Raw genomic sequence first — 18,223 nt, 5'->3', positions numbered from 1 at the left:
GAAAAGCCCTTTCGGGCTTTTCTGCTTACAACAACAGACGTTGAGGATCTCAACCGCTATTCCACGGTTACTGATTTAGCCAGGTTGCGCGGCTGATCGACGTCAGTGCCCCGCAGGACAGCGACGTAGTAGGAAAGCAGCTGCAAGGGGATGGTGTAGAGGATCGGCGCCAGCACGTCGTGGATATGCGGCATGCTGACGATAAAGGTGCCCTCGCCGTTTTCGATGCCCGCTTCGCGGTCCGCGAAAACAATCAGCTCTCCGCCGCGCGCGCGCACTTCCTGGAGGTTGGACTTAAGCTTTTCCAGCAACTCATTGTTCGGTGCCACGGTAACCACTGGCATGTCTGCGTCGACCAGAGCCAAGGGGCCATGCTTGAGCTCACCGGCCGGATAGGCCTCGGCGTGAATGTAGGAAATCTCCTTGAGCTTCAGCGCGCCTTCCATGGCCACCGGATACTGCGCACCGCGGCCGAGAAACAAGGTGTGGTGCTTCTCGGCGAAGTGCTCGGAGATCTTTTCCACCGTGGTATCCATGGCCAGCGCCTCACCGAGACGCGTCGGCAGGCGGCGCAATTCGTCGATCAACTCCGCTTCCAGAGCAGGCGCCAAGGTGCCGCGCACCTGACCCAGCGACAGGGTCAGCAGCAACAGGCCAACCAGCTGAGTAGTGAACGCCTTGGTCGAGGCCACGCCGATCTCCGGACCGGCCTGGGTCAACAGGGTCAGGTCGGACTCGCGGACCAGCGAGCTGATACCAACGTTGCAGATGGCTAGGCTGGCAAGGTAACGCCCTTCCTCTTCGGTACGAGACTTGGCGTTGCGCAGCGCGGCGAGCGAATCAGCGGTTTCGCCAGACTGGGAAATGGTGACGAACAGGGTGTCGGGCTGCACCACAACCTTGCGGTAGCGAAATTCGCTGGCGACCTCTACCTGACACGGAATACCAGCCAGCTCTTCCAGCCAGTAGCGAGCAACCATTCCGGCGTGATAACTAGTGCCACAGGCGACGATCTGCACGTTACGCACCTTGGCGAACAACTCCGCCGCCTGCGGGCCGAACGCCTGAACCAGTACCTGGTGATCACCAAGGCGGCCTTCGAGGGTACGCTGCACCACCTTGGGCTGCTCATGAATTTCCTTGAGCATGAAATGCCGATACTCGCCCTTGTCCGCAGCCTCGGCGCCCTCGTGGTATTGCACGCTTTCACGCTCAACGGCCTGGCCGTCGACGTCCCAGATCTTCACGCTGTCGCGGCGGATCTCGGCAATGTCACCTTCTTCCAGGTACATGAAACGGTCAGTCACCTGACGCAGAGCCAACTGATCGGAGGCGAGGAAATTCTCGCCCAGCCCCAGGCCGATCACCAGCGGGCTGCCGCTGCGGGCGGCAAGCAAACGATCGGGCTGCTTAGCGCTGACTACAGCCAGGCCATAGGCGCCTTGCAGCTCCTTGACCGCTGACTTCAGGGCGACGGTCAGATCGCCCAACTCGCCGAGCTTGTGGTGCAGCAGGTGAACGATGACTTCGGTATCGGTATCTGAGAGGAAGGTATAACCCAACCCCTTCAATTGCTGACGCAGCGCCTCGTGGTTTTCGATGATGCCGTTGTGCACTACGGCGAGGTCGTCGCCGGAAAAGTGTGGATGGGCGTTGCGCTCGCAAGGTGCTCCATGGGTCGCCCAACGGGTATGCGCGATACCCAGGCGACCTGTGAGCTGCTCTTCCTGTTGAGCCTGTTCCAGCTCGGCGACCTTGCCGGAACGTCGCAGACGGTGCAGGTGGCAACCGTCGTCCAGCACGGCGACGCCAGCGCTGTCATAGCCACGGTATTCCAGGCGCTTGAGGCCTTCTAGCAGGATCGGGGTGATATTGCGTTCAGCGACGGCGCCAACGATGCCACACATGGTCAGGTCTCCTGATGGGTTTCGACGGCCGCGCAGATCAGTTTGACGCCGCGGGCCTGAATGCTTGAACGCGCCTCGGTGGTGAGGCGTTTGTCCGTGATGAGGGTATGAATGTCGCCCCAGGGCAACTCAAGATTGGGTATACGTCGGCCGATCTTGTCGGACTCGGCGAGCACGATGACTTCGCGCGCGACTTCGGCCATGACCCGTGACAGGCCGAGTAGCTCATTGAAGGTGGTGGTGCCACGCTGCAGATCGATACCATCTGCCCCGATGAACAACTGGTCAAAGTCGTAAGAGCGCAGCACCTGTTCTGCCACCTGGCCCTGGAACGACTCGGAATGCGGATCCCAGGTACCGCCAGTCATCAGCAGTGTCGGCTCATGCTCCAGCTCACGCAACGCGTTGGCGACACTCAGGGAATTGGTCATGACCAACAGCCCGTGCTTGTGGCCCAGCTGCGGGATCATCGCCGCAGTGGTGGTGCCACTGTCGATGATGATTCGCGCATGTTCGCGAATGCACCCGACAGCCGCTCGGGCGATGGCTTGCTTCCAGAGCGAGACTGGCTGCGCACTGTCGCCGATCAGCTCCTGCGGCAAGGGCACCGCACCGCCGTAGCGGCGCAACAGCAAGCCGTTCTTCTCCAGCGCGGCGAGGTCTTTGCGAATGGTCACTTCGGAGGTTTCGAAACGCCTGGACAACTCATCGACGCTGACCTCGCCCTGCTCGTTGAGCAAGGCGAGTATGGCGTGACGTCGTTGCGGAGTGTTGCGTTTCGACATGGTTAAGTTTCGGTTCGAAAGAAAATTTGACGAATCAAAACCTAATCCAGCGACTCAGTCAACTCCTGACACCGATGAGGGCCTATAACGTGGTCGAATTCCTCGCCGCTAGCGATATCGTTGAGCGTCGCCGCAACAGCTTCGACCGGCGGGGTCACGCTGCGGGCAGGAGTCCACATTAAGGGCAAGCCAACCAGCGCCGTACAGATCCCGATTAGCTTCGGGTTGGCCTGAAAGCGGGCTTCGCGCAGTTCGAACGCATTAGGCATGCACTCGATGGCTTGCTCATGCTACGGCAGCAGGTGTCGGACGAAGCCCTGGACGTACCGATAGGCCTCGTTGACCGACGCTCCGTAGGCAGGGCCTAAGCCAGGCGGCAGTTCAGCAGCTTATTACGCAAGATTGCTCAAGGATTGCGCTGCTCGAGGCGCTCACCTGTACGACTGGCCTGATGCGATTGGTAGAGGGAAGCACTGATCAGCACCCCGATGATCGCAACAGCAATGGCCAGCCCGGGGAATGAACACGTGAACACGCTCGGCACGCTCCCGCCAGCGCATGCTCCAGCGACGGGCATCGAGCACTATTTCTGCTTTTTCTGGGGCCGCCGCCAGCCCGTGATCAATGCTTGCCGCGCTCGCCCGAGGGCCAGAGTTCCGGCCGGGACGTCGGCTGTAATCACCGAGCCTGCGCCGGTGGTTGCGCCATCGCCTAGGGTGACCGGGGCAACCAACGAGCTGTTGGAGCCAATGAAAACATCCTCACCCATCACCGTGCGAAACTTGTTTGCACCGTCGTAATTGCAGGTAATGGTGCCGGCGCCGATGTTGGTCCGTGCGCCAATTTCCGCATCACCTAGATAAGCCAGGTGACCGGCCTTGGCGCCATCACCCAGGCTTGAGTTCTTCACCTCAACGAAGTTGCCGACGTGCGCTTTGGCGCCCAATACCGCGCCGGGACGCAAACGGGCAAACGGTCCGCAATCGGCGGCTTCGCCAAGCTCGGCGCCTTCCAGATGACTGTTGGCCTTGACCACCGAACCGCGGCGCAGGGTGCTGTTGCGGATCACGCAATTAGGGCCGATCTCTACGCCGTCCTCGATCAACACCTTGCCTTCGAGAATCACGTTCACATCAATCAGCACGTCACGTCCAACGGTGACCTCACCCCGCAAGTCGAAGCGCGCCGGATCTCGCAGGGTGACACCCTGCGCCATCAAACGGCGCGCGGCGCGCTGCTGATAGTGCCGCTCAAGCTCAGCCAGCTGAATGCGATCGTTAGCGCCCTGGACTTCCATCGCATGCAACGGCTGTTCGGTAGCTACCACCAGGCCATCGGCCACGGCCATGGCGATCACATCAGTCAGGTAGTACTCACCCTGGGCGTTGCTGTTTGAAAGTCTACCCAGCCAATCATCGAGCCGCTCACCCGGGACCGCGAGAATGCCGGTATTGCCTTCCGAGATGAGTTTCTGCTCGGCCGAGGCATCCTTGTGCTCGACGATTGCCTGAACCACACCTTGTGCGTCACGCACGATCCGTCCGTAGCCACTCGGGTCGGCTAGATCCACCGTGAGCAAAGCGAGCTGCTGCGGATTCACTTGCTGCAGGAGTCGTTCGAGCGTCGCCGCTTCGATCAGCGGTACATCACCATAAAGAATCAGCACACGCTCGGCCGACAATGCCGGAAGTGCCTGGGCCACGGCGTGGCCTGTACCCAACTGCTCGGCCTGCACGACGAAATTCAGATCATCTGCTGCCAGCTGTTCACGAACCCGCTCGGCACCGTGGCCGATCACAACATGGATGGCCTTCGGCTTGAGTGCGCGAGCGGTGTCAATGACATGCCCGAGCATGGATTGACCGGCAACAGGGTGCAAAACTTTCGGCAGGGCAGAGCGCATGCGCGTGCCCTGACCAGCAGCGAGAATGACGATATCGAGAGACATGGCAGATCCTGAACAAACGTAGCCGCAGGCCGACGCGGGGGTTATTTCCAAGTGGCAGAAAAAAAAAAAAAAGGGTAGCCAAGGCTACCCTTTTACTCGTTCGCGATGAAGCCGTTACCGAATCAACCGCGACCGTACTTCTTGCGCATCGCCTCGATCGTCCGCAGCTGAGCTGCAGCCTCGGCGAGACGCGCAGCAGCGGAGCCGTAGTCAAACTCGGCACCCTTCTCGTGCAACGCTTTTTCAGCGGCTGTAACAGCAGCTTTCGCCGCCGCCTCGTCCAGATCCTTGGCGCGAGTCGCAGTATCGGCAAGCACCTTCACCATATTTGGCTGGACTTCAATGAAGCCGCCAGAAATGTAGAAGATATCTTCTTCGCCGCCCTGCTTGATCACACGCACCGGACCGGGCTTGAGATCAGTCAGCAAAGGAGCGTGGCCCGGCAGAATGCCCAGGTCACCCAGGTGACCATGGGCGATGACCATCTCTACCAGCCCCGAGAACAGCTCTTCTTCCGCACTGACGATGTCACAGTGGACTGTCATAGCCATACTTATGCCTCGGTAATGAGCTCTGCTGGAAACCTTCGCCGCCAGCAGAGCTTATTGGCGCCCGCAAGCGGGCGCGCCAGTTACAGTTTCTTGGCTTTCTCGATGGCTTCGTCGATACCGCCAACCATGTAGAACGCCTGCTCCGGCAGGTGATCGTAGTCACCGTTGAGGATGCCGGCGAAGCCACGGATGGTTTCTTTCAGCGAAACGTACTTGCCTGGCGAACCGGTGAAGACTTCAGCAACGAAGAACGGCTGGGACAGGAAGCGCTGGATCTTACGAGCACGGGATACCAGCTGCTTGTCGGCCTCGGACAGTTCGTCCATACCCAGAATCGCGATGATGTCCTTCAGCTCTTTGTAGCGCTGCAGCACATACTGGACGCCGCGAGCGGTGTCGTAGTGCTCCTGGCCAATCACGTTGGCGTCCAGCTGGCGCGAGGTGGAGTCGAGAGGATCGACCGCCGGGTAGATACCCAGGGAAGCGATGTCACGCGACAGAACCACGGTGGCGTCCAAGTGGGCGAAGGTGGTCGCCGGGGACGGGTCAGTCAGGTCGTCCGCAGGTACATAGACGGCCTGAACGGAGGTGATCGACCCGCTCTTTGTGGAGGTGATGCGCTCCTGCAGAACGCCCATTTCCTCGGCCAGCGTCGGCTGATAACCCACCGCAGACGGCATACGACCCAGCAGCGCGGACACTTCGGTGCCGGCCAGGGTGTAACGGTAGATGTTGTCGACGAACAGCAGAACGTCCTTGCCTTCGTCGCGGAACTTCTCGGCCATGGTCAGGCCGGTCAGTGCCACACGCAGGCGGTTTCCTGGAGGCTCGTTCATCTGGCCATAAACCAGCGCAACCTTGTCCAGAACGTTGGAGTCCTTCATCTCGTGATAGAAGTCGTTACCTTCACGAGTCCGCTCACCCACACCGGCAAACACGGAGTAGCCACTGTGCTCCATGGCGATGTTACGGATCAGCTCCATCATGTTTACGGTCTTGCCGACACCGGCACCACCGAACAGACCGACCTTACCGCCTTTAGCGAACGGGCAAACCAGGTCGATAACCTTGATGCCGGTTTCCAGCAGCTCATTGCCGCCAGCCTGTTCGGCATAGCTCGGCGCCGCGCGATGGATGCCCCAGCGCTCATCTTCGCCGATGGGACCGGCTTCGTCGATCGGGTTGCCGAGCACGTCCATGATCCGGCCCAGCGTGGCAGTACCCACTGGTACAGAGATAGCAGCGCCAGTGTTGGTGACGTCCAGACCGCGCTTGAGGCCTTCGGTCGAACCCATGGCGATGGTACGGACAATGCCGTCGCCCAGCTGCTGCTGAACTTCCAGGGTGGTGTTGGCGCCAGTGACTTTCAGCGCGTCATATATGCTCGGTACCACATCGCGCGGAAATTCCACGTCGATAACGGCGCCGATGATTTGAACGATACGTCCGCTACTCATGTTTGGTTCCTCTGAATATTTGAACCGTTCTTAAACCGCGGCAGCGCCGCCGACGATTTCCGAAATTTCCTGGGTGATCGCAGCCTGACGGGCCTTGTTATAGACCAGTTGCAGGTCGCCGATCAGCTCACCGGCGTTGTCGGTTGCGTTCTTCATGGCGATCATCCGGGCAGCTTGTTCAGCGGCACCGTTTTCAACCACGGCCTGGTAGACCTGGGATTCGACGTAACGAACCAGCAGCGCATCCAGCAACAAGCGAGCGTCGGGTTCGTACAGGTAGTCCCATTTACCTTTCGGCGCGGTCTGATCGTCGCTCGCGGCCAACGGCAGCAGCTGGGCTACGGTCGGTTTCTGCGTCATGGTGTTGATGAACTTGTTCGACACCAGGTAGAGACGGTCCAGACGGCCTTGATCGAAAGCATCCAACATGACCTTGACGCTGCCGATCAGATCATTGATCGACGGCTCTTCACCAAGACCGTTGACTGCTGCGACCACGTTGCCGCCAAAGCTGCGGAAGAAGCTCGCACCTTTGTTACCGATCACGCACAGGTCGGCTTCGACTTTACTGTCGTGCCATTCCTTCATGTTCTTGATCAGCGCCTTGAACAGGTTTGTGTTCAAGCCGCCGCAAAGCCCACGATCAGACGACACGACGATGTAGCCGACACGCTTGACCGGGCGCTCAACCATGAACGGATGACGGTATTCAGGGTTGGTATTGGCCAGATGGCCAATAACCTGCTGGATCCGCTCCGCATAGGGACGGCTGGCAGCCATGCGCATCTGTGCCTTGCGCATCTTGCTGACGGCCACCTTTTCCATGGCGCTGGTGATCTTCTGCGTGCTTTTGATGCTCGCAATCTTGCTGCGAATCTCTTTTGCGCCTGCCATTTGACACCTATCGGGTTAGCAAGCGGGAGCCTCGCGGCTCCCGCTGCGGCTTACCAGGATTGGGTGGCCTTGAACGACTCGATGCCGGCTTTGATGCCTGCGTCGATTTCGTCGTTGAAGTCGCCCTTCACGTTGATCTTGTCCAGCAGAGCAGCATGCTCATGATGGAAATAGGCAATCAACGCCTGCTCGAAGGCACCAACCTTGGCTACTTCGATGTCCTGCAGGAAGCCACGCTCGGCTGCGTACAGGGACACCGCCATGTCGGCAATGGACATCGGCGCGTACTGCTTCTGCTTCATCAGCTCGGTGACACGCTGACCATGCTCGAGCTGCTTGCGGGTCGCTTCGTCCAGGTCAGAGGCGAACTGGGCAAACGCCGCCAGTTCACGGTACTGAGCCAGTGCGGTACGAATTCCACCGGAGAGCTTCTTGATGATCTTGGTCTGCGCGGCGCCACCGACGCGGGATACCGAGATACCGGCGTTAACGGCCGGACGGATACCAGCGTTGAACATGGACGACTCGAGGAAGATCTGACCGTCGGTGATCGAAATCACGTTGGTCGGAACGAACGCGGATACGTCACCGGCCTGGGTTTCAATGATAGGCAAAGCGGTCAGGGAACCGGTCTTGCCGGTCACGGCGCCATTGGTGAACTTCTCAACATACTCTTCGGAAACGCGCGAAGCACGCTCCAGCAGGCGGCTGTGGAGATAGAAGACGTCGCCTGGGTAGGCTTCGCGTCCCGGCGGACGACGCAGCAGCAGGGAAATCTGGCGATAGGCTACGGCCTGCTTGGATAGATCGTCATACACGATCAGCGCGTCTTCGCCGCGATCACGGAAGTATTCGCCCATGGTGCAGCCGGCGTACGGTGCCAGGAACTGCAGCGCAGCCGACTCGGAAGCCGAAGCGGCAACGATGATAGTGTTGGCCAGAGCACCGTGCTGTTCCAGCTTGCGCACTACGTTGGCGATGGTCGACTGCTTCTGACCGATCGCGACGTAGACGCACTTGATGCCGCTGTTGCGCTGGTTGATGATCGCGTCGATGGCCAGAGCGGTCTTACCGATCTGACGGTCACCGATGATCAGCTCGCGCTGACCGCGGCCGACCGGGATCATCGCGTCGACCGACTTGTAGCCAGTCTGGACTGGCTGGTCGACCGACTTACGCCAGATCACGCCCGGTGCGACTTTTTCGACTGCGTCAGTTGCCTGCGCATTAACCGGGCCCTTACCGTCAACCGGGTTACCCAGCGCGTCAACGACGCGACCCAGCAGCTCCGGACCTACCGGAACTTCCAGTACGCGACCGGTGCACTTGGCGCTCATGCCTTCGGTCAGGCTCTGGTAAGCGCCCAGTACCACGGCACCTACAGAGTCCTGCTCCAGGTTCAGGGCCATGCCAAAAACGCCACCAGGGAATTCGATCATCTCCCCGTACATGACGTCGGCCAGGCCGTAAATGCGCACGATACCGTCGGAAACACTGACGACGGTGCCTTCGTTACGCGCTTGAGCAGACACATCGGAACTACCGATACGCTGCTTTATGATTTCACTAATCTCGGAAGGATTCAGTTGCTGCATGCCACGACCCTCAAATCAGGATTTCAACGATTCGGCCAACTGGCTCAGTTTGCCGCGGACCGAACCATCGACAACCACATCGCCGGCGCGGATAACAACGCCGCCGATCAGCGCAGGGTTCACGACCTGCTGGGGGTTGACGGTACGATCTAGCCGCTTCGACAAGGCGGCAGCCAAAGTTTGGAGTTGTGCAGGGGTCAGCTCGAAGGCTGTCTGCACTTCAACGTCGAGTGTCTTTTCGGCTTCAGCCTTGAGTTCCTCGAACAGCTCCCGAATGGTCGGCAACACATCCAGACGATCGTTATCGCCCAGGGTGGAGACGAAGTTTCGGAACGCTTCATCGATGTCGCTACCGAACAGCTGAACCAGCGTCTGGACCTTGTTTTCACTGGTCAGACGCGGATTTTTCAGCAGTTCGGCAACTTGGGGAACGTCAACAGCGACCGCAGCCAGGCTCAACATGCCCGACCAGGCATCAATCCGGCCAGCCGCGCTGGCGAACTCGAAAGCGGCCTTTGCGTATGGCCGAGCAAGCGTCTGGGTATTGATCATCGCTTGCCTCGCTTAGAGTTGGGAGGCCAGTTTTTCGACCAGATCGTTGTGTGCCTGGGCGTCCACCTGGGACTCCAGAATCTTCTCCGCACCCATGACAGCCAACACGGCTACCTGATTGCGCAGTTGCTCCTTGGCACGATTCACTTCCTGCTCGATCTCGGCGCGGGCGCCGGCCACCAGTCGCTCGCCTTCGACGCGCGCCTGTTGCTTGGCATCCTCAACGATGGCGTTGGCCTGCTTGTTGGCTTGCTCAAGAATCTGGGCAGCTTGCCCCTTGGTCTCACGGAGGGTATTGGAAACCTTTTCCTGAGCCAATTTTAGGTCTTGCTGCGCACGGCCTGCGGCGTCCAGTCCTTCAGCGATTTTCTTCTGGCGTTCTTGCATGGCCTTGGTGATTGGCGGCCATACGTACTTCATGCAAAACCAGACGAAAATAGCGAAAGCGAACGTTTGACCGAACAGCGTCAAGTTAATGTTCACAGCGATATACCTCGTGCTATCTCGTTCGACGCGGTTGTCAATTCCACGGCAACGGGGCTCGCCAGGCGAACCCCATCAGGAACCGGAAAAGTCTTAGGCAGCGACAACGAAGATGAGGTACATCGCGATACCAACACCGATCATCGGTACGGCGTCGAGCAGACCAGCCATCAGGAAGGTCTTGGTTTGCAGCTGCGGAGCCAGCTCGGGTTGACGAGCAGTGGATTCCAGCAGCTTGCCGCCCAGCAGGGCGAAGCCGATGCCAGTGCCCAGGGCACCCAGACCGATCATGATAGAGGCGGCGATGTAGACGAGTTCCATGTAAAGCTCCTGAAGCTAAGGGTTAAGGTTTTCTTGGGTAAAACGAAACTTATTGAACCGGTTCAACTGTTACGGCGTGAGTTCGGCATGACTGTGGTCTTCATGCGCAGAGCTCAGGTACACCACGGTCAGAACCATGAAGATGAACGCCTGCAGCGGGATCACCAGAATGTGGAAAATCGCCCAGGGTACATTCAGGGTCCACTGCACGTAGAACGGCAGCAGCGCGATAAGGATAAACACCACCTCACCGGCATACATGTTGCCGAACAGACGCAGAGCCAGGCTCAACGGCTTGGTCAGCAGACCGAGGATCTCAAGGAACAGGTTGAACGGGACCAGCGACCAATGATTGAACGGCGTGAACGCCAGTTCCTTGGTAAAACCGCCGAAGCCCTTGACCTTGAAGCTGTAGAACAGAATCAGGATGAACACACCCAGCGATAGACCGAAGGTGCCGTTCGGATCAGCAGTCGGAACGATCTTGAAGTACGGCAGGCCAATCATGCTCGCCAGGCCCGGAATGTAGTCGACCGGAATCCACTTCAGGCTGTTCATCAGGAACACCCAGACGAAAATGGTCAGGGCCAATGGAGCGATGAGGGCGTTGCGACCATGGAAGGTATCCTTCACTACCCCTTCGACAAACTCCACACACATCTCGACGAAGTTTTGCAGGCGGCCCGGAGTGCCCGCAGTAGCGCCCTTGGCTGCCATGCGAAACACCAGGATGAAGATCAGGCCCATGAAGAGCGACCATCCGAGCGTGTCGAGATGAACGGCCATGAAACCCATGTCACGCGCTTCCACGCCCGAATGGGCAATGGTCCAAGTCGCTTGGTCAACGACTGAGCCGTCTGCGCGCACGTAACCTTCCGGCAGTTTTCCGTAGGTCAGATTCTGCAAGTGGTGCTGGATGTATTCCGCCGGGGTACTCGCCATAAACGCCTCAGTGCTCAATGCTTCGGATTATTTTTCATCAGCAGGAGGGCGCTCGCTCCGGCGCCCAAAACCAACAGGTAACCGACGAATAAAGCTGCCGGTTGCAGCGGTTTCACTCCTACAAACACCAGCGCAAATAGCGCTGCTGCCAGAATCTGCTTGCCCATTTCGCCAGCCCAAAGAGACTGAACGATGGCTTTGGCCGATCGCGCGCCAAAATAGCGAAATGCCTTGAACGCGAAGTACAGGTTAGCCAGTAACGCAATCAGGCCACCAAGCAATCCCGAATAGCCGGCAACCATACCAAAAATCACAGCGCATACTACGCCTGTGCCAAACGCAACGATCGCCTGTACGACTAAAACACGTACTACAGGTAACCGATGGAGAGGTGTCTTGTTGCGTATATTCACCGTGCGTCCATCGCCAAAATACGTGCGCCGTCCAGATTGACCGCAGTCAAAAAAGCGCCGCGAGTATAGGAGCAGCCCATTCTGCGTTCAACCTTCAGGTAGCACTTTCTGACCGCCACTACATAAACTTTGTATCAGCGGATGTGCGCAAGGACGCCTTGCAGCTCATCCAGCGAACTGTAACGGATTACCAGCTGCCCTTTGCCCTTCTCGCCATGCTTGATTTGCACCGGCGAGCCCAGCCGCTCAGCGAGACGCTGTTCCAGACGGACAATATCAGGGTCGCTTTTCGGCTCAGCTTTAACGCTTTCTGGTTTGTTCAACCATTGCCTTACCAGTGCTTCGGTCTGCCGTACGGTCAGTCCTCGTGCGACAACATGCCGCGCGCCTTCTACCTGTTGATCAGCAGGAAGTCCAAGCAAAGCCCGGGCGTGACCCATTTCCAGATCTCCATGCGAGAGGAGCGTCTTGATCTCTTCCGGCAAGGCGATCAGACGCAACAGATTGCTGATGGTCACCCTGGATTTGCCCACGGCGTCCGCGACCTGTTGCTGAGTCAACTGAAACTCCTGCTGCAACCGTTGAAGCGCAACGGCTTCCTCGATAGGGCTTAGATCTTCGCGCTGGATGTTTTCGATCAACGCCATGGCGATGGCTGCCTCGTCGGAAACATCCCGGACCATGGCCGGGATCCGGTCCAGACCTGCCTGCTGACTGGCACGCCAGCGGCGCTCACCGGCAATGATTTCATAGCGGCCAGAGCCGATCGACCGAACCACGATCGGCTGCATCACACCCTGAGTACGGATCGAATTGGCCAGTTCTTCGAGGGTCACCGGATCGATGTCGCGGCGCGGCTGGTACTTGCCGCGCTGAATCACGTCGAGCGGCAGCTGTTGCAGCTCACGCACATCGGCCTGGGCGGCTTCCTCTTGTATCGCCGCCACGTTGACACCGCCGAGGAGGGCATCCAGACCTCGTCCTAGGCCTCGTTTTTTGGTCGCCATCAAGTTTCCTTATGCGGTTACGCTGCGGGCGGCCCGGCGCTGGCGGCGCGACAATTCGCCTGCCAGTGCCAGATAGGCCAAGGCGCCCTTGGATTGCTTGTCATATACCAACGCCGGCATGCCATGGCTGGGGGCTTCGGCCAGGCGCACATTGCGTGGAATCACAGTGTCGTAGAGCTTCTCACCGAAGTGCGCTTTCAACTGCTCGGTAACATCGTTGGTCAGGCTGCTGCGAGGGTCATACATGGTACGGAGCAAACCCTCAATTTTCAGCGAAGGGTTCAATGCCTGACCGATACGCTGGATCGAATTGACCAGATCGGTCAGCCCTTCGAGAGCGTAATACTCGCATTGCATCGGAATGATCACGCCATCGGCGGCGGTCAGGGCATTGATCGTCAGCATCGACAGCGAGGGCGGGCAATCGATGAGGATGTAATCGTAATTTTCCCGAACTGGTGCCAGCGCTTCGCGCAAGCGGTTCTCTTTAGCCGGTAGATTGAGCAAGGCGACTTCGGCTGCGGTCAGGTCACGGTTAGCTGGCAGCAGTTGATAACCGCCGTGCTCGGAGAACTGCATGGCATCGACCAGGCTGCATTCCCCAATCAATACGTCGTATATCGAATACTCCAACGCCAACTTATCCACACCGCTGCCAGTGGTGGCGTTGCCCTGTGGATCAAGATCGATCAGCAACACACGGCGACGCGTCGCCACGAGCGAGGCCGCTAGGTTGATGCAGGTGGTCGTCTTGGCGACACCGCCTTTCTGGTTGGCGATGGCAAATACTTTAGCCATGGTCAGTGTCTGTCCGGGTCATGAAGTGCGCCGCAGTATCAACAGGTGGCGTTGCCCTTGGCAACCTGGAACCTTGAGAACCAAGCAGCGTTCCAGCTGGAAGTCCGCCGGAAGCGCTTGCAGCTCATCGTCCGGCTGCATCCCTTTCATTGCGAGCCAGCGAGTGGCTGAGTCGCTGAGATGGCGCGTCCAATTGGCAAAATCTTTAAGCGAACTGAACGCACGCGAGGTGATATCAGTGAATGGCTGCGCGGGGGTGAATTGCTCGACGCGGCTGTGGACAACTTCCACATTGGCAAGTTTCAGCTCCAGCTTTACCTGGGTAAGAAAGCGGGTTTTCTTGCCATTGGAATCGAGCAAGGTGAAGTTGCGCTCGGGAAACATGATCGCCAGCGGGATACCTGGCATGCCGCCGCCACTGCCAACGTCGAGCCAGCGTGCGCCACCTAGCTCTGCTTGTGACATAACACTAAGGCTGTCGAGCAAATGCCGAGACACCATTTCCGCCGGATCGCGCACTGCGGTTAAGTTGTAGGCCTTGTTCCACTTGTTCAGCAACGTCAGATAGGCCAGCAGCTGCTGTTGCTGAATGCTACTGAGGTCGATCCCAAGCAGGGAAGCGCCCTGCTTGAGTTCATCGGCATGACTGACCAATTCCATGGCCATCACGCGCTCTGCTCCAGCTTCCGCCCGGCGCTGCGTTTTTTCAGATGAATCATCAACAGCGACACCGCGGCAGGCGTCACCCCCGGAATCCGTGACGCCTGGCCAAGCGTTTCTGGCCGCGCCAGGGAAAGCTTGTGCTGAATTTCCTTCGACAGACCGGAAATGCTCGAATAATCCAGCTCAGCCGGCAACCCGATGGATTCGCTGGCGCGCAAGCGGAGGATTTCCTCCTGTTGGCGATCGATATAGCCAGCGTACTTGGTCTTGATTTCGACCTGCTCGGCAACCTGCTGATCTGTAGTTCCGCCACCAGTGAGCTGCACGAGACCGAGATAATCGATCTCCGGCCGCGCCAACAGGTTCAGCAAATTGTATTCATGGGTCAGCGGCGTGCCGAAACGTTCAGCGATGGCATCGCCCTGCTCGGTACCTGGACGAACCCAGGTGCTTTTCAAGCGCTGCTCTTCCTGGACGATGCTTTCGCGCTTGCGCTCGAAGGCGGCCCAGCGAACATCATCGACCAACCCCAGCTCGCGGCCTTTTTCAGTCAACCGAAGATCGGCGTTGTCCTCACGCAGAATCAGCCGGTACTCGGCGCGCGAGGTAAACATGCGATACGGCTCCTGAGTGCCGAGGGTGATCAGGTCGTCGACCAGCACGCCGAGATACGCCTCGTCCCGACGTGGGCACCAACTTTCGAGCCCTTTGGCGCGTAGCGCGGCATTGGTGCCGGCCAGCAACCCTTGGGCGCCAGCCTCTTCGTAACCGGTGGTGCCGTTGATCTGTCCTGCGAAGAACAGGCCTCCAATCACCTTGGTTTCCAGGCTGTATTTCAAATCACGCGGGTCGAAATAGTCGTACTCGATGGCGTACCCGGGCCGCACGATATGCGCCTGCTCCATTCCGCGGATGCTTTGCACGATCTGAAGCTGCACGTCGAACGGCAATGAGGTGGAAATACCGTTCGGATAGAGCTCGTGAGTGGTCAGGCCCTCAGGTTCGATGAAGACCTGATGGCTGTCCTTGTCGGCAAAACGATGAATTTTGTCCTCAATCGACGGGCAGTAACGCGGCCCGACACCCTCGATGACACCTGAATACATCGGTGACCGATCGAGGTTAGCGGCGATGATCTCGTGAGTGCGCGCGTTGGTATGGGTGATCCAGCAGCTCACTTGCCGTGGATGCTGCGCCGCGTGGCCGAGAAACGACATGGGCGGTATCGGCGTATCACCCGGCTGCTCGGTCATCACCGAAAAGTCGACGCTGCGTCCGTCGATTCGCGGAGGCGTTCCGGTCTTCAGCCGACCAACTCGCAATGGGAGTTCGCGTAAGCGTTTAGCCAACGCAATCGATGGGGGATCGCCAGCCCGACCACCTGAATAGTTCTGCAGACCAATGTGGATAAGTCCGCCAAGAAAGGTGCCGGTTGTCAGGACAACCGATTCGGCAAGGAAACGCAGCCCCATTTGGGTCACTACACCCTTGACCTGATCCGATTCAACGATCAAGTCGTCAGCGGCTTGCTGAAATATCCACAGATTGGGCTGGTTTTCCAACACTTCGCGCACAGCGGCCTTATACAAAACCCGGTCAGCCTGTGCCCGGGTTGCGCGTACGGCTGGGCCTTTGCGGCTGTTGAGCACGCGGAACTGAATGCCACTCTTGTCCGTGGCAGTCGCCATAACGCCGCCAAGTGCATCGATTTCCTTGACCAAGTGGCTTTTGCCGATGCCGCCGATGGCCGGGTTGCAGCTCATCTGTCCCAACGTTTCGACGTTATGAGAGAGCAGCAGTGTTTTCACGCCTATTCGAGCAGCCGCCAGAGCGGCTTCGGTACCGGCATGGCCGCCACCGATAACGATGACGTCAAAACGGGAAGGGAAATCCACCACGCACCTCGTGCCTGTTTGGTTGAGTCTCAGGAAGCTCGCCAGTATAGGCACTAGGTGACCGCGAAAGAAGGCCTCTGAACAAAAAATGACCAGTAGCAGTCTTTAAGGTCCGAGACAGGTAGTTAGAAATAAAAGAAGAGAATGATTTAAAGCTTATTTTTATGTTTATAAATAGGCAGCCGATATCTGTGGATAGATCTGTGTAGCCCAGATATGGAGCGTCCTGTAAGCGAAAGAAAGGGTGTGTCTAGCTGTGGTACAGACGGTGGAAGCACGGTTGACAGCCTGTGCATGAAACGTATGGTTATCCACAGCCTGCTACGGAGACATGGTTGCACACCGTTTATTGACCGGGCTTAAGCAAGGTTTTCCACAGTGTTTAATTCCCGCTCGCTAGACAAAAATGACAGCGGTTAGGCTGGAACGAAGCAACTGAATGATTGTTGTATAGCCGATTTTGCACGTCGCAAAATCAGCCGTCCGCTAGGTTTGCAGAGGTCGAAGTCGATATTCTTCTGGCATACGGCGGGAAAAGAAGAGAGCGAGCGGATCCGCTCAGCGCTGGACCCAGCGCTGAGGCACGAGCTAAGACGCTTATATCGACCGGCTATTTGCCGATGCAAAAGCTCGAGAAAATGCGGCCCAGCAGATCGTCGGAGCTGAACGTGCCGGTGATCTCACCGAGTGCCTGCTGCGCTTGGCGCAGATCTTCAGCCAGCAGTTCGCCTGCGCCTGCCAGCGTCAACTGAGCATGGCCATGGTCGAGGTACTCGGCTGCCTTGCGGAGTGCGTCTAGATGCCTGCGCCTGGCACTGAAGGCGCTTTCCGCAGTCTGGTCATAGCCCATGCAGCGCTTGAGATGCTCACGAAGCATCTCTAGCCCATCGCCCGAGCGCGCCGAGAGGCTAAGCGTGGTGACCCCGTCTGGATCGACGGATAGAGCGACGGAGTCGCCGGTGAGATCGGCCTTGTTTCGAATGATCGTGGTCTTAGCCGGGTCTGGTCTGGTAATAAGCAAGTCTGGCCAACTGGATTCATCGTCTGAAGCAGAAGCCGCACTGCCGTCCACTACCAGCAATACCCGGTCGGCATCCTCGATCGCTTTGATCGCCCGTTCCACCCCGATCCGTTCCACCTCGTCCAGGGTATTACGCAACCCGGCAGTATCGACGATGTGCAACGGCATACCATCAATCTGGATATGTTCCTTCAGCAGATCGCGCGTGGTGCCGGCTATGTCGGTCACGATCGCCGCCTCACGCCCCGCCAATGCGTTTAGCAGGCTAGATTTTCCGGCGTTGGGGCGACCGGCAATGACCACGTTCATTCCTTCGCGCAGTAGCGCGCCCTGTCCTGCCTCTCGCATGACTGTGGATAACTCGCCACGGACCTGCTCGAGCAGCGCGAGCACACGGCCGTCGGCGAGGAAATCAATTTCTTCTTCTGGAAAATCGATCGCCGCTTCGACGTAAATGCGCAGGTTCACCAGGCTTTCGGTGAGGTGATGCACGCGACGAGAGAAATCGCCCTGCAGCGAGCGAACTGCATTTCGAGCGGCTTGCGCCGAACTCGCCTCGATAAGGTCTGCGATTGCCTCAGCCTGAGCCAGGTCCAGCTTGTCGTTGAGGAACGCGCGCTCACTGAACTCTCCGGGCCTAGCAGGCCTGATTCCAAGCTCGACGCAACGGCGCAACAACATGTCCATGACCACCGGACCGCCGTGGCCCTGGAGTTCCAGTACATCCTCGCCGGTAAACGAATGGGGTCCGGGGAAGAACAGCATCAGCCCTTCATCAATGACTTCACCGTCATCGGCATGGAACGGACCGTAGTGGGCATGCCGGGGTACCGGTTCTCGGCCGCTGAGCGTGATCGCGACGCCTTTGGCTCGGGGGCCCGAAACGCGCACTACGCCAATCCCACCACGACCTGGTGCTGTGGCAACAGCGGCGATGGTTTCGCGATCTTGGCTCATCAAACCCTCCAGGTGGCGATAATGCAAAACGCCC

At 58.5% G+C, this 18,223-nt stretch carries 19 protein-coding genes; all 19 read right to left on the bottom strand.

Annotated elements, in window-relative coordinates; translation table 11 throughout:
• Nucleotides 1–56: 56 nt before the first annotated feature.
• The 19 genes from glmS to mnmE all read right to left on the bottom strand — a co-directional run bounded on the left by glmS (nt 57) and on the right by mnmE (nt 18,189).
• A complete protein-coding gene (gene glmS, locus ACQKIK_RS18125) occupies nt 57–1,907 on the bottom strand; it encodes a glutamine--fructose-6-phosphate transaminase (isomerizing) (protein WP_499136975.1) in 1,851 nt (616 codons plus the stop codon).
• 2 nt (nt 1,908–1,909) lie between these two features.
• Nucleotides 1,910–2,692, bottom strand: a complete 783-nt coding sequence (locus ACQKIK_RS18120) for a DeoR/GlpR family DNA-binding transcription regulator (RefSeq protein WP_499136973.1) — start codon at nt 2,690–2,692, stop codon at nt 1,910–1,912.
• Nucleotides 2,693–2,733: 41 nt separating this feature from the next.
• Nucleotides 2,734–2,961, bottom strand: coding sequence for a hypothetical protein (locus ACQKIK_RS18115; protein WP_499136971.1), 228 nt, complete (start codon nt 2,959–2,961; stop codon nt 2,734–2,736).
• A 137-nt stretch (nt 2,962–3,098) separates the two neighbouring features.
• Entirely contained in the window at nt 3,099–3,227 is a 129-nt protein-coding gene (locus ACQKIK_RS18110; protein WP_499136969.1) for a hypothetical protein, read from the bottom strand.
• Nucleotides 3,228–3,275: 48 nt separating this feature from the next.
• Nucleotides 3,276–4,640, bottom strand: a complete 1,365-nt coding sequence (glmU, locus tag ACQKIK_RS18105) for a bifunctional UDP-N-acetylglucosamine diphosphorylase/glucosamine-1-phosphate N-acetyltransferase GlmU (RefSeq protein WP_064481064.1) — start codon at nt 4,638–4,640, stop codon at nt 3,276–3,278.
• A 122-nt stretch (nt 4,641–4,762) separates the two neighbouring features.
• Nucleotides 4,763–5,191: a F0F1 ATP synthase subunit epsilon gene (locus tag ACQKIK_RS18100; RefSeq protein WP_046163281.1), complete on the bottom strand. Its 429-nt coding sequence runs from the start codon at nt 5,189–5,191 to the stop codon at nt 4,763–4,765.
• Between the two features lie 80 nt (nt 5,192–5,271).
• Nucleotides 5,272–6,648 (bottom strand): F0F1 ATP synthase subunit beta, encoded by a 1,377-nt coding sequence (gene atpD / locus ACQKIK_RS18095; protein WP_499136967.1) that lies wholly within the window; start codon nt 6,646–6,648, stop codon nt 5,272–5,274.
• A gap of 30 nt (nt 6,649–6,678) precedes the next feature.
• The gene (gene atpG / locus ACQKIK_RS18090; RefSeq protein WP_045422989.1) at nt 6,679–7,542 is read right to left on the bottom strand and encodes a F0F1 ATP synthase subunit gamma; all 864 of its coding nucleotides are present in this window, start codon (nt 7,540–7,542) and stop codon (nt 6,679–6,681) included.
• 50 nt (nt 7,543–7,592) lie between these two features.
• The gene (gene atpA / locus ACQKIK_RS18085) at nt 7,593–9,137 is read right to left on the bottom strand and encodes a F0F1 ATP synthase subunit alpha (protein ID WP_045422988.1); all 1,545 of its coding nucleotides are present in this window, start codon (nt 9,135–9,137) and stop codon (nt 7,593–7,595) included.
• 15 nt (nt 9,138–9,152) lie between these two features.
• Nucleotides 9,153–9,689 (bottom strand): F0F1 ATP synthase subunit delta, encoded by a 537-nt coding sequence (locus ACQKIK_RS18080; protein WP_045422986.1) that lies wholly within the window; start codon nt 9,687–9,689, stop codon nt 9,153–9,155.
• 12 nt (nt 9,690–9,701) lie between these two features.
• The gene (locus tag ACQKIK_RS18075) at nt 9,702–10,172 is read right to left on the bottom strand and encodes a F0F1 ATP synthase subunit B (protein ID WP_499136965.1); all 471 of its coding nucleotides are present in this window, start codon (nt 10,170–10,172) and stop codon (nt 9,702–9,704) included.
• 93 nt (nt 10,173–10,265) lie between these two features.
• Nucleotides 10,266–10,493: a F0F1 ATP synthase subunit C gene (gene atpE, locus ACQKIK_RS18070; protein WP_019340921.1), complete on the bottom strand. Its 228-nt coding sequence runs from the start codon at nt 10,491–10,493 to the stop codon at nt 10,266–10,268.
• A gap of 69 nt (nt 10,494–10,562) precedes the next feature.
• Nucleotides 10,563–11,435: a F0F1 ATP synthase subunit A gene (atpB, locus tag ACQKIK_RS18065; protein ID WP_045422983.1), complete on the bottom strand. Its 873-nt coding sequence runs from the start codon at nt 11,433–11,435 to the stop codon at nt 10,563–10,565.
• Nucleotides 11,436–11,449: 14 nt separating this feature from the next.
• Complete coding sequence (locus ACQKIK_RS18060; protein WP_082082164.1) at nt 11,450–11,848, bottom strand: F0F1 ATP synthase subunit I; 399 nt, start codon at nt 11,846–11,848, stop codon at nt 11,450–11,452.
• 134 nt (nt 11,849–11,982) lie between these two features.
• Nucleotides 11,983–12,855: a ParB/RepB/Spo0J family partition protein gene (locus tag ACQKIK_RS18055; protein WP_499136964.1), complete on the bottom strand. Its 873-nt coding sequence runs from the start codon at nt 12,853–12,855 to the stop codon at nt 11,983–11,985.
• A gap of 9 nt (nt 12,856–12,864) precedes the next feature.
• Nucleotides 12,865–13,653, bottom strand: coding sequence for a ParA family protein (locus ACQKIK_RS18050; protein WP_045422977.1), 789 nt, complete (start codon nt 13,651–13,653; stop codon nt 12,865–12,867).
• A gap of 18 nt (nt 13,654–13,671) precedes the next feature.
• Nucleotides 13,672–14,313: a 16S rRNA (guanine(527)-N(7))-methyltransferase RsmG gene (gene rsmG, locus ACQKIK_RS18045; RefSeq protein ID WP_499137037.1), complete on the bottom strand. Its 642-nt coding sequence runs from the start codon at nt 14,311–14,313 to the stop codon at nt 13,672–13,674.
• Nucleotides 14,314–14,318: 5 nt separating this feature from the next.
• The gene (gene mnmG / locus ACQKIK_RS18040; protein ID WP_045422975.1) at nt 14,319–16,211 is read right to left on the bottom strand and encodes a tRNA uridine-5-carboxymethylaminomethyl(34) synthesis enzyme MnmG; all 1,893 of its coding nucleotides are present in this window, start codon (nt 16,209–16,211) and stop codon (nt 14,319–14,321) included.
• A gap of 610 nt (nt 16,212–16,821) precedes the next feature.
• On the bottom strand, nt 16,822–18,189 hold the full coding sequence (gene mnmE / locus ACQKIK_RS18035; RefSeq protein WP_499136962.1) for a tRNA uridine-5-carboxymethylaminomethyl(34) synthesis GTPase MnmE: 1,368 nt from the start codon (nt 18,187–18,189) through the stop codon (nt 16,822–16,824).
• Nucleotides 18,190–18,223: the final 34 nt, after the last annotated feature.

The organism is Pseudomonas sp. NPDC047961 (genome assembly GCF_050272435.1).
Lineage (GTDB): Bacteria > Pseudomonadota > Gammaproteobacteria > Pseudomonadales > Pseudomonadaceae > Stutzerimonas.
This window is presented reverse-complemented; position numbering and strand designations above follow the sequence as displayed.